Source organism: Virgibacillus salinus (genome assembly GCF_900102415.1).
Taxonomy (GTDB): Bacteria; Bacillota; Bacilli; order Bacillales; family Amphibacillaceae; genus Lentibacillus; species Lentibacillus subterraneus.
This window is the reverse complement of the sequence record NZ_FNKD01000002.1, coordinates 162,563-175,272: the sequence shown is the minus strand read 5'-3', so window position 1 is coordinate 175,272 and position 12,710 is coordinate 162,563. Positions and strand designations below refer to the sequence as shown.

The 12,710-nt window shown below is 36.3% G+C and carries 12 protein-coding genes; 1 reads left to right on the top strand and 11 read right to left on the bottom strand.

Annotated features, from left to right (window positions below; all coding sequences use genetic code 11):
• Positions 1-55: 55 nt before the first annotated feature.
• From hemL to hemA, 6 genes are read right to left on the bottom strand one after another with little or no spacing between them, the layout of a single operon-like run.
• Positions 56-1,345, bottom strand: a complete 1,290-nt coding sequence (hemL, locus tag BLS02_RS07640; protein ID WP_092492418.1) for a glutamate-1-semialdehyde 2,1-aminomutase — start codon at positions 1,343-1,345, stop codon at positions 56-58.
• Between the two features lie 25 nt (positions 1,346-1,370).
• Positions 1,371-2,351, bottom strand: a complete 981-nt coding sequence (hemB, locus tag BLS02_RS07635; protein WP_092492417.1) for a porphobilinogen synthase — start codon at positions 2,349-2,351, stop codon at positions 1,371-1,373.
• Positions 2,352-2,357: 6 nt separating this feature from the next.
• Positions 2,358-3,131, bottom strand: a complete 774-nt coding sequence (locus BLS02_RS07630; protein ID WP_092492416.1) for a uroporphyrinogen-III synthase — start codon at positions 3,129-3,131, stop codon at positions 2,358-2,360.
• Entirely contained in the window at positions 3,131-4,060 is a 930-nt protein-coding gene (hemC, locus tag BLS02_RS07625) for a hydroxymethylbilane synthase (protein WP_092492415.1), read from the bottom strand. Before hemC ends, BLS02_RS07630 begins: the two co-directional genes overlap by 1 nt.
• Before the next feature lie 27 nt (positions 4,061-4,087).
• On the bottom strand, positions 4,088-4,906 hold the full coding sequence (locus BLS02_RS07620) for a cytochrome C assembly family protein (RefSeq protein ID WP_092492414.1): 819 nt from the start codon (positions 4,904-4,906) through the stop codon (positions 4,088-4,090).
• Between the two features lie 18 nt (positions 4,907-4,924).
• Complete coding sequence (hemA, locus tag BLS02_RS07615; RefSeq protein ID WP_092492413.1) at positions 4,925-6,298, bottom strand: glutamyl-tRNA reductase; 1,374 nt, start codon at positions 6,296-6,298, stop codon at positions 4,925-4,927.
• A gap of 212 nt (positions 6,299-6,510) precedes the next feature.
• On the opposite strand from hemA, the gene BLS02_RS07610 reads away from it, so the two are divergent.
• Entirely contained in the window at positions 6,511-6,993 is a 483-nt protein-coding gene (locus BLS02_RS07610) for a LiaI-LiaF-like domain-containing protein (protein WP_092492412.1), read from the top strand.
• A gap of 34 nt (positions 6,994-7,027) precedes the next feature.
• On the opposite strand, the gene BLS02_RS07605 is transcribed toward BLS02_RS07610, so the two are convergent.
• From BLS02_RS07605 to lon, 5 genes are all read right to left on the bottom strand, one after another.
• Positions 7,028-7,768: an amino acid ABC transporter ATP-binding protein gene (locus BLS02_RS07605; RefSeq protein WP_092492411.1), complete on the bottom strand. Its 741-nt coding sequence runs from the start codon at positions 7,766-7,768 to the stop codon at positions 7,028-7,030.
• A 14-nt stretch (positions 7,769-7,782) separates the two neighbouring features.
• Positions 7,783-8,445 carry an amino acid ABC transporter permease gene (locus tag BLS02_RS07600; RefSeq protein ID WP_092492410.1) on the bottom strand — a complete coding sequence of 221 codons (663 nt, stop codon included), beginning with the start codon at positions 8,443-8,445 and terminating at the stop codon, positions 7,783-7,785.
• Positions 8,446-8,506: 61 nt separating this feature from the next.
• Positions 8,507-9,322, bottom strand: a complete 816-nt coding sequence (locus BLS02_RS07595) for a transporter substrate-binding domain-containing protein (RefSeq protein ID WP_092492409.1) — start codon at positions 9,320-9,322, stop codon at positions 8,507-8,509.
• A 390-nt stretch (positions 9,323-9,712) separates the two neighbouring features.
• Positions 9,713-10,300 (bottom strand): ribosome biogenesis GTP-binding protein YihA/YsxC, encoded by a 588-nt coding sequence (gene yihA, locus BLS02_RS07590; RefSeq protein WP_092492408.1) that lies wholly within the window; start codon positions 10,298-10,300, stop codon positions 9,713-9,715.
• Positions 10,287-12,617: an endopeptidase La gene (gene lon, locus BLS02_RS07585; protein ID WP_092492407.1), complete on the bottom strand. Its 2,331-nt coding sequence runs from the start codon at positions 12,615-12,617 to the stop codon at positions 10,287-10,289. Before lon ends, yihA begins: the two co-directional genes overlap by 14 nt.
• Positions 12,618-12,710 lie beyond the last annotated feature (93 nt).

Sequence of the window (12,710 nt, the reverse complement as noted above, 5' to 3'; positions counted from 1 at the left end):
TGATGTGCAGCGCAATCCTTGCATCGATAGACAGGAGCTTGTGCTGTTGATCTTTTTACTTTTCAATCTTTGAGAAAGCGTTGCGTACAGCTTGTAATGTCTTATCGATATCTTCATCTGTATGGGCAGTCGATAGAAACAATCCTTCAAACTGTGATGGTGGCAAAAAGATTCCTTCTTCAATCATTGCCCGGTAATATTGTGCAAAATAATCAAGATTGGAATTTTGAGCTGTTTCATAATTAAATACTGGTTCGTACGTAAAGAAAAAGCCAACCATTGATCCAGCGCGATTAATCTGAAGTGGGATCTTAAAATCGATTGAAGCTTGTTTATAACCTTCGACCAATTTGTCCACTTTTTCATTTATTTCATCATAGGATGATTTATCTAAAGCACTTAGTGTCTCATAACCAGCTGTCATAGCAAGTGGGTTACCTGATAATGTGCCAGCTTGATAAATAGACCCTGTAGGTGCTACGCTTTCCATAATTTCACGTTTACCACCATATGCCCCAACAGGAAGTCCTCCGCCAATTACTTTACCCAAGCAAGTCATATCAGGTGTGACCCCAAAGTAACCTTGTGCACAATTGTATCCGACACGGAAACCTGTCATAACCTCATCAAATATGAGTACAGAGCCATTTTCGTCAGTTACTCTTCTCAATTCCTGCAAAAAGCTAGCTTGTGGTGGTACAACACCCATATTACCCGAAACTGGCTCAACGATAACAGCGGCAATCTCATCACCAAATGTTTCAAATGCATAGCGCACACTTTCTACATCATTATAAGGCACTGTAATTGTATTTTGAGCAATCGATTCAGGTACACCAGGACTATCTGGCAAGCCAAGTGTAGCAACACCAGATCCGGCTTTGATTAGGAGTGAATCACCATGACCATGATAATTCCCTTCAAATTTCAGGATTTTATCCCGACCTGTATATCCTCTTGCAATACGCAAAGCACTCATAGTAGCTTCTGTGCCTGAATTCACCATACGTACCATTTCAATTGACGGTACACGGTCAATTACCAATTGTGCAAGTTTGTTCTCTATTATAGTTGGTGCACCAAAACTTGTGCCTTTTTCTGTGATCTCTTTTAATTTGGAAACCACCCGATCATCAGCATGTCCCAAAATTAACGGACCCCAGCTTAACACATAATCAATATACTCGTTTTGATCGATATCCGTTATTTTAGAACCTTTTCCTTGTTCCATAAATATCGGTGACATACCAACTGATTTGAATGCTCGAACAGGTGAATTTACTCCACCTGGCATTAGATCCACTGCTTCTTTATATGCATCTACCGAATTATCAAAGTTAACCACAATTAATCACCTCAACTTTAAAATTTTATTCATTAAGCCATTTTGCTACGTCTTTCGCAAAATAGGATATAATCAAATCTGCTCCTGCACGTTTCATTGCAGTCATCTTTTCAAGTACCAATTCTCTTTCATCAACCCAGCCATTCTTAGCTGCTGCTTTAACCATTGCATACTCACCACTCACATTATAGGCAACAACCGGTGTGTTAACAGTATTTTTAACATCGCGAACAATATCCAAGTATGATAATGCTGGTTTAACAATTAGGAAATCTGCACCTTCTTCTACATCTGACTCTGCTTCACGTAATGCTTCAAGTCGATTTGCCGGATCCATCTGATAAGATTTACGATCTCCAAATTGTGGTGTACTATCAGCAGCATCACGGAACGGACCATAAAAGGCAGATGAATATTTAACTGCATAAGACATAATAGGAATATTTGTGTATCCAGCCTCATCAAGTGCCTGGCGGATAACAATAACAAAGCCATCCATCATGTTGGATGGGGCTATTATATCAGCACCTGCTTCTGCCTGTGATACAGCTGTTTTAGCTAAAAGTTTTAGTGATTCATCATTATCAACATCCTGGTTATGGATGACACCACAATGTCCGTGAGATGTGTATTCACACAAGCATGTGTCAGCAACTACCAGCATTTCCGGAACTTCCTTTTTTATGCGTCGAGTTGCCTCCTGTACGATCCCAGTTTCAATAAATGCCCCCGTGCCCTGTTCGTCTTTTTCATTCGGTACACCAAACATCATAACAGCCTTTATCCCAAGGGAACGTAATTCTTCCATCTCATCTTTTACAAAATCTAGCGAAATCTGAAACACACCTGGCATGGAGGATACTTCATTTTTAATATTTTCTCCTTCAACAATAAAAAGCGGATAAATAAAGTCATCCATTCTCAGATGATTTTCACTTACCAATGATCGCATTGCGGATGAAGAACGTAACCGACGATGTCGTTTGAAATTCAAAGCTTTTACCATCAAAATCTACCCCTTCCTAGCTATATAGTCAATGATTTGCTCGAGCATTCCATCAATCGTGAATTGCTCAGGTGTTAAAGTGTTTGTTATTCCTAATTCCAATGCACGTTTTTTGGTAGTGGTTCCTATGCAAACAAATACTTGATTCTTACGTATTTGACCGTCTTTCATTTCACTAAAAGCTTCTACTGCAGAGGGACTAGTAAATGTTATGAAATCCAGTTTATTCTGATTTAACAATTGATTTAACTCGTCTTTCACACGAAAGTTATACGTTGTTTCATATACTTCTATAGTGTCAAAACGGATTTTATGTTTTGTAAACCAATCAGGCAGAACTTCTCTGGATTTGTTTCCCCGGACAATAAGCAGAGGCTCATCTATTACAGTATATCTCGCAGTAAACTCAGTTGCCATCGCATCAGCATTATAGATTGAAGGAATAAAATCTGACTTGCATCCGTATGCTTCCAAAGTTTGTGCAGTCTTATGGCCAACGGTCGCAAATTTAATCTTGTCGAATACATTACTCATCCATTTATATTGATTAGCAAGTTGAAAAAAGCAGGCTACACCGTTAGAACTAGTGAAAAAAATCCATTTATAGTGATGTATGTTTTGTAGCTGTTGCTTATTTTCAGGTATATCCTTACATGAAATTTTCAAAAGAGGTATTTCAATTGGTTTTCCGCCATGCTGTATAACTTTTTCGGAAAATTCCTTTGCTTGATTTTCCTCACGGGTAATTAAAATTCTTTTTTCATGTAAAGGTATTGACATTAGTCGTCAAGCTCCTCTTTTACTTGATCGACAATCTCCTTTGCACCTTGGTTTATCAGTTTTTCGGCTGCTTCTTTGCCAACTGCTACAGGATCTGTTCCACGAACAACCTCTTTCAAAATTGTTTTGCCGTCAGGTGTTCCGACCAATGCAGTTAAGACCATTTCATCTCCTTGTAGATAAGCATAACCTCCGATTGGAATTTGACAGCCACCTTCAAGTAGATGCAGAAATGTTCTTTCAGCAGTAACCGTTTTTGTTGTATATTCATCATTAATTTTATCTAATAATTCTCTTAGTTCATCATCATCTTCACGGCATTCAATTGCTAAAGCACCTTGTCCAACTGCAGGTACACAAACTTCAGGCTCTAAATATTCTGTGATAAGTTCTTCACTTAAACCAACACGTTTTAGTCCTGAAACTGCAAGAATAATAGCATCATAATCTTCTTCATCCAATTTACGAATTCTTGTTTCAATATTTCCGCGAATCCATTTAACTTCAACGTCTGGCCGTTCGGCAAGAACTTGTGCAGATCTGCGTAAACTGCTCGTTCCTACAATAGCACCTTCGGGTAGATCATTTAATGCTACATTGTCTTTTGCAATATAGGCATCACGATGGTCTTCTCTTTCTGGCACAGAAGTAATTGTAAGTCCTTCAGGCATCTGTGAAGGCATATCTTTCATGCTATGTACAGCCAGGTCAATTTCTTTATCATACATAGCTTGTTCAATTTCTTTAACAAAAAGACCTTTTCCACCGACTTTTGACAATGTTACATCAAGTATTCGATCACCTTTTGTTACAATCTTCTTTACCTCAAATTCATTTTTGATCCCAGCTTTTTTTAATTGGTCTATCACCCATTCAGTTTGGGTTAATGCTAGATTACTTTTCCTAGACCCAACAACAATTTTTCGCATTTAAACGCCCTCCTAAATATATTACGATTAGAAATGAAAATTCGATAATATGTTAAACAAAAAGAAATTAATTAATAAAATCAGAAATGCTGCTGTGTTATAAATTGATATAGCTTTTCCTTGATATCCTTTTACAAGACGCAACACTAAATAAATGACATAAACAACTAAAACCAGTATGGAACCAATCGTTTTCAAATCAAACCAATAAAATTCGGCATTCGATACATATGCCCACACAACACCAAGAATAATCGCAATTGTTAATAATGGAACTCCTAGTGTTACTGCTTTAAAAGAATAAGAATCCAGCCGATTTAAATCCCCAAATCTCCACATCCATCGCAATCCTTTCTTTTCTTTTAAAAACCGATACTGCGTGATATACATTATAGAAAAGAGAAAAGAGATGGTAAAAAACCCATAGGAGACTATAGCAAGTGTTACATGTGTAATCAGTATTTCATTTACGAGCTGAATTCCTCTACCTTGCATATGTTCCTGCGCCCTTGTTGAAATGTATAACAGTAATATAAAGAAACCTAATAAATTGGTGAAGAATAAAATAAAATGAATTTGAAAAAGTTTATTTATGATTAGTGAAAAAGAAACGAGAACCCATGCATAAAAGTATAATCCATCATACAATGTGAACACTGGAAAACTTTTTTCGATAAAAACTTGATTGAATAAAAAAGCGGTTTGAATAATCCAAACCATACTAAGTAACCAGAAGGCTATTCTGTTTGCCCTCCGGTTATGTTGTATAAAATCAATAAAGTACCCAATTAAACTAAGTCCGTAAATAATAAGGATAATTTCATAAAGCCATTTCATTTCGAACATATTGGAAATCCTTTCATCTTACTGTGGTGACGTTCTTTCTAAAACAGGAAAGGATACTTCTTCATTTTGTTTTATTTTTGTTGAACTTTCATTTTTTTTTGTTTGTTTCGATAGTTCCTTTTGAACTTCCTCTTCAATCCCAAATATATTTACAAAAAGTTCCAAAGACTCGTCTCTGTTTTTATCAGCCGCCAATTCTTTTGCTTGTGTTACAGGTTCCTTCAGGAGCTGATTAATAATACTCTTTGTATGCTTATTAAGCACCTTTCTCTCCCGTGCGGTTAAGTCGGGCATTTTCCGTTCAATACTTTTCATTGTTTCTGCTTGAATGGACAACGCCTTTTGACGAAGCGCAGAAATTACTGGAACAACGCCTAGTGTTTGCAACCACTCTTTGAAAGCAACGATTTCAGATTCAAGCATAATTTCTATACTCTCTGCGGCTTTTTCTCTAGCAGCTAAGTTTTTATCAACTATCCCCTGTAAATCATCTATATCATATAAGAACACACTATTTAATTCACCAATTCCAGGATCTAAATCTCTTGGAACGGCAATATCCACTAGAAATAGTGGTCTGCCTTTACGTTTCTTCTGGATTGGTTCAATAACTTCTTTTGTTAATACAACAGAATCTGAGCCTGTTGAACTGATTAAAATATCAGCATCATTAATAAGGTCATGTAAATGGTCTGTATGTGCTGCCTTGGCCTGAAACTTTTCAGCTAATGCTTCAGCTTTTTCATAGGTTCGATTTACTACAGTAATCTTTGTTGCACCAGATCCGTGAAGGTTTTTGGCAGCTAGTTCACCCATTTTTCCGGCACCTAAGATAACTACATGCTTCTGTTCTAAATCACCAAATATTTTCTTGGCCAATTCAACAGCTGCATAGCTAACAGACACAGCATACTGTCCTATCGCTGTATCCTTATGGGCCCGTTTCGCAAACGTAATTACCTGTTTAAATAATTCATTAAATACGGTTCCAGTAGTATGCATATTCTGAGCAGTTGAGAACGCTTGTTTAACCTGCCCGAGTATTTGTGTCTCGCCTAAAACCATGGAATCAAGTCCTGCAGAAACACGTAATAGATGCTCTATTGCTCCATCACTTTCTGATATCCGCAAGTAAGAAGAAAATTCTTCCTTATCTATTTGAAACCAATCAGCAAGGAATTGTTTGATATAGTAACGTCCTGTATGAAGCTGATCAACAACCGCATAAATTTCGGTACGATTACAAGTGGAAACAATTACATTTTCCAAAATACTTTTTTGCTCTTTTAAAAGAAGCATGGCCTGATCGATATTATCTTCAGAAAAGGTTAATCTTTCCCTAGTTTCGACAGGGGTTGATTTGTAATTAAATCCAACTTTAAGTATGTGCACGATAACTACCCCCAAGAGCTTAAAACATTTCTCAATTATTACAATTATAACATAGGTAATTCTTCACATTTTTGATAAATGTGAACAGAATTTGAAACTATATGTTAGGATATTCGTATATTGTTATATAACTCGTGTGTACTCTATCATACGAGTACATTAGAAGCAAGAATTTTGCATATTTAATCGTATCCTGGAAGAGGTGTTCTACAATGAAACGACAAAATTCGTTTGTAGCATATATATTAATTGGAATAGGAGTTTACTTTTTGCTAAGAGAACTTAGAATTCCCATTATAACTGATTTTTACTCATGGCCAACATTTCTTATTATAATTGGGCTCGCATTACTTATACATAGTTACACATCTAAAGATTATCAGCACTTATTCAGCGGAACAATTGTATTGGGTCTGGGTATCCACTTTCACGGAATAGAACACTACGCGTTCTGGATAGATCATTGGGCTGTATACCCAATGATTGTTGGGATAGCTTTTATAATTCGATCCCTTAGAACTAAAAAAGGCTTCCTAACCGGTCTAATATTTACTGGTACGTCAATTCTCTTTATGTTTTCTGTAAAATTACCACCAACATTTAATTGGATATATGATGTTACAGCATTTCTTGAGAAGTTCTGGCCAGTAATACTAATTGGCATAGGTATTTATTGGCTGAAAAAGAAAAAATAATCCTCCTTTTTGTGGAAGATTATTTTTTCGTTACTTATAAAATTGAACTCAGAAATGCTTGTGTCCGTTCTTCTTTCGGGTTATCAAATAATTCATTTGGTGGACCGTATTCTACAATCTTACCATCATGCATATAGAACACCCAATCACCAACTTCACGCGCAAAACCCATCTCGTGTGTAACAACGACCATAGTCATTCCTTCATCAGCAAGCTCCTTAATTGTCGATAACACTTCACCAACTAATTCTGGATCGAGTGCTGATGTTGGTTCATCAAACAGCATAACGTCTGGTCTCATTGCCAATGCTCGTGCTATTGCAACACGCTGTTTCTGACCACCTGATAGTGTTGACGGGTATACATTGTATTTGTCCCCTAATCCAACTTTATCCAACATCTCTTTTCCTTCTTTTATGGCTTGCTCCTTTTTCATTCCTTTCACTTGAGTCGGAGCCTCAATAACATTTCCAATTACTGTCTTGTGAGGGAAAAGATTGAAATGCTGAAACACCATACCAACCCGTTCACGCACTTTGTTCAAATCATGTGTACTCTCTTCTATTTGCTCTCCTTCAATTGTTATTATTCCACTGTTTTTCATTTCTAAAAAGTTTAGACAGCGTAACAGTGTACTTTTCCCTGATCCACTTGCACCAATTAGTACTACAACATCACTTTCTTTAACAGTTAAATCTATATCCTTTAAAACTTGTAATTCTCCGAAAGATTTATTTAACTTTTCAACTCTAATCATTTCTTGTTTTTCACTCATATTACTCCTCCTGCTTAATCACTTTGAGCCAGTTTTTTCTCTAGCATATTCACCAGCAATGTTAGAATCAGTACAATGAATAAATAATATATTGCTACGGTTAGATAGTACGGAAGATAATCAAAGTTGTTCGACCCCATCGTACTGGCAACCCCAAATAATTCCTGCATACCAATAAATGAGACGAGTGAGGAATCTTTTATACCAATAATAAATTGATTACCAAGTGATGGTACAGCCCGACGAAAAGCCTGAGGTAATATGATTCTTCGCATTGTCAGACCACTAGTCATTCCAAGCGTTCGTCCAGCTTCCCTTTGTCCTTTGTCTATGGATTGTATAGCACCACGGATAATTTCAGCAATATATGCACCACTATGAAAAGCAAGTCCTGCTGCACCAGCCCAAAACATTGGAATCAGGAATATTTCTGCCAGACCATAATAAAGAACGAAGATTTGTACAATAAGTGGTGTCCCCCGAACAACCCAAATATACGCATCAGCTATCCATTGTAGAATCTTTATGTTTGAAATTTTAAGTATTGCAAAAAATAAACCAATCACAAATGCAATAAGTAATGAAGCTGCTGATAATTCAAATGTTAGCCAAAGCCCCTTTAAAAATAAATCATAACTACCTGTAAAAACTTCAAAGAAATGGGTAATTGCTGACAAGAAATTCAACTCCTTTGTAAGGCACAAATGTGCGCAAGATTATGCGCACATTTGCATTCTATTATTCACTTAAACTCTCTGGTTCCTGTGTAATATCAGCTCCAATATACTCTTTAGATAATTCTGCAAGTTTTCCGCTCTCTTTCAATTCCTTTAATGCTTTATTGATATCTTCAAGTAATTTATCATTTTCTTTTGCAACGCCTACCGCTTGCTCACTTACACCTAATTGTTCCTTTTCCTCTATTTCTAATCCATTTTCAATTGCTGTACTTCCCGTAATTGCATCAGTTATTACAGCGTCGTGATGTCCTTTAGCTAATGATTGAAGAGCTACAACATCACTATCAACTTGTGGAATATTATCAGTATATTCCTGTGCCATTTCAACGTAAGTTGAGCCTCTGGAAACGGAAATTTCCTTTCCATCAAGATCATCAGCTGACTGTATATCACTATCAGGTCTAGTATAAATTACTGGACCTGAGTAATAATAAGCTTCTGAAAAATCGATTTCTTTCAATCGGTCTTCAGTAATCGTATGACTTGCAACTGCAATATCGTGACGTCCTTGTTTAACACCTGTGACAATACCAGCAAATTTTGATTTGTTTGGGACCGCTTCTAATCCTAATTTTTCAGCAATTGCATTAGCAACTGCAACATCATATCCGGTCATCTCTCCACCTTCCATATAACTAAAAGGTTTAAATTCACCTGATGAAGCGAAATTAAGTTTTCCTTCTTCAATCAAATTATATCCACTACCTTCACCCGAAGAAGAATCACCACCATTAGCTCCATCATCCCCTCCACCACATGCGGCTAGGAGCATAAATAGTAAAGCGAAAAATACTGTAATTTTCAGTTTTTTCATTGACTATACATCCTTCCATCTCTATTTTTATTCACACTAATCAACCCATATCAATATTAGAAGCATACTGATAGATAAATTATATCAACATTGTGATAATTGAACGAATGGCAAAAAGCTCCATATATTCAACAATATTAACATTTAAAATACTATAGGAATTATATCTCTTTAATACTTATGTATACGGTATAATCCTTTTAAATACTCTTACATTCTTTCAAATTTTCTGAAAATATAAGCTTTAGAAAACTTGCTTATCACCAAGCCTTAATGTCGATGGCCTTGTTACACTTACGCAGTAAGAAAGTAGTTATACTTTCGTAACTACCAAAAAAACTCTTCCTACTCACTGGAGGAAAGAGTTTTTTAATACTGCAGTTTAATAAATCAATTGTTAATATAGCTTCTTATGGCACTCCACGATTCATCTTTTCCTTGACCAGTTTCTGTAGAGAAAGGAATCACAGTATCTTCTGGGTCCACTTGTAACGTTTCTTTTGTGCGCTTTAAATGTTTAGCATGTTTTCCTTTAGGTACTTTGTCCAGTTTTGTGGCAATCACAATTACTGGTAGATCAAAATGCTTTAAAAAAGCGTACATCTGCACGTCGTCCTTAGTTGGTTCGTGACGAATGTCTGTAATTAGTAATACAGCCTTTAGGGTATCCCTTGTTTCAAAATACTCTTCCATCATACTTCCCCATTTTTTTCTTTCCTTTTTGGAGACTTTAGCATAACCATACCCAGGTACATCTACAAAATAGAATGCTTCATTTATTTTATAGAAGTTCAATGTTTGTGTTTTTCCTGGTTTTGATGAAGTACGGGCTAAATTTTTACGATGGATAAGCTTATTGATAAATGATGACTTTCCAACATTTGAGCGACCAGCAAGTGCAACTTCAGGAAGCTGATCGCCTGGATATTGTTTTTGACTAACTGCACTAATTACAATTTCTGCATTACTTACTTTCATTTTTCTCCTCCACAAGTGCATGTTTTAATACTTGATCTAGATGGTTTACCTTAATAAATGTAAGACCACTCCGTACACTTTCTGGAATATCCTCTATATCCTTTTCGTTATCTTCAGGAATAATAATAGTTGTTATCCCTGCTCTATGCGCACTTAAGGATTTTTCCTTTAAACCACCTATTGGTAAAACGCGACCACGCAAAGTGATTTCTCCGGTCATCCCAACTTCTTTTTTAACTGCTCGACCTGTCAATGCGGAAACAAGGGCTGTTGCCATTGTAATACCAGCAGAAGGACCATCTTTTGGTGTCGCACCTTCAGGAACATGAATATGAATATCATATGTTTCATAAAAATCAGGATTAATACTTAGTTCTTTCGCACGTGATCGAATATAACTAAAGGCAGCTTGTGCTGATTCCTGCATAACATCTCCTAGTTTGCCTGTAAGTGTAAGTTTTCCCTTACCTGGGTAATGAGAAACCTCAATTGACAGAGTATCCCCACCAGCTGCTGTATATGCAAGCCCTGTAGCAGCTCCAACCTGATTTTCCTGTTCCATTACACCATAACGGAAAACAGGTTTTCCAAGTAATTCCTCAATACTTTTCTCCGTTACGACTACTCGTTTTTTCTCTTTAGAAATAATAATTTTTGCTGCTTTTCGGCATAGAGTTGCCAGTTGACGTTCCAATCCTCTTACACCTGCTTCTCGTGTATATGTACGGATTAGTTTCAATAAGGCATCATCCCGTATTTGCAAATTATTTTTTGTCAGACCGTTTTCCTTAAGTTGCTTTGATAATAAGTGTTCTTTAGCAATATGTAACTTTTCAACTTCAGTATATCCAGAAATAGAAATAAGCTCCATACGATCCAATAATGGACCCGGGATGTTGTTAACATAGTTGGCAGTCGCAACAAAAAGAACATTCGATAAGTCGTATGTTTCTTCAATAAAATGATCACTGAAATTACTATTTTGTTCTGGGTCTAACACTTCCAGCATTGCTGCAGATGGGTCTCCACGAAAATCATTGGACATTTTATCAATTTCATCTAATAAAAATACAGGATTGACTGTTTTAGCTTTTTTCATTCCCTGAATTATTCTTCCTGGCATAGCACCAATATAGGTACGTCGATGGCCACGTATTTCAGCATCATCTCTAATGCCACCTAATGAAGCACGAACAAAATTTCGATTTATCGAACGTGCAATGGATTTAGCTAATGAAGTTTTCCCCACCCCTGGTGGACCTACAAGACAAAGAATTGGCCCTTTGATAGACTGAGTTAGTTTTTGTACGGCTAAATATTCAAGAATTCGTTCTTTTACCTTTTCCAATCCATAATGATCTCTATCTAATATTTTATGTGCATTATCAATCTCAATTGTATCTTTGGTTTTTTCCGTCCATGGTAAGGCTATAAGCCATTCAACATAATTTCGGATAACTGAACTTTCGGCAGAACTCTGTGGTACTTTTTCGAAACGATCCAGTTCCTTCATAGCAACTTCAACGATGCGTTCAGGCATGTCCGATTCCTCAACCTTTTCTCTTAACTTTCCTACCTCACCAGACTTACCATCTTTTTCACCAAGTTCCTTCTGTATCGCCTTCATTTGTTCACGCAAATAATATTCCTTTTGCGTTTTTTCCATGGATGTTTTAACACGCTGTCCGATTTTCTTTTCTAAATCAAGTACTTTTTTTTCATTTGTAATTAATTTTATTAATTGCTGTAATCGTTCTTTTACATTTACTGTTTCAAGTAACTCCTGTTTATCTTTAATTTTTAAGGATAAATGTGACGTAATAATGTCTGCGAACCTGCTTGGTTCATCAATATCTGAAACCGTTTCTAAGGTTTCTTTTGTAATTTTTTGTGAGACTTTTATGTATTGTTCAAATTGCCCTAATAATGAACGCATAAGAGCTTCTTCTTCGTTCTTCTCATCATGTTGTTCCTCAATCTCTTTGATTTCAACATTAAATTCTTCGCTTTCCTCGTTAAATTGAATAATTTCTCCGCGACGAAGCCCCTCTACTAGCACACGCATTGTTCCGTTCGGTAGTTTCAACATTTGATTTACTTTTGCTATTGTTCCAATTCTATATATGTCTTTTGGCTCTGGATCATCTAAACTCACCTTTTTCTGAGCAGCTAAAAAGATGGTTTGATCACCCATCATTGCCTTTTCTAATGCTGTAACGGATTTATCACGTCCGACATCTAAATGTAATACCATTGATGGGAAAACGAGCAATCCGCGTAATGGCAGGAGGGGAAGCTGAATTGTATCTTTTGTCATAGTATGTACCTCCGTAATATGTACTGAAATAATTATGTACTTTTGTTTATTTATTGTTTAAAGTTTATAGAAAACTTTCCCATTTGTAAACGA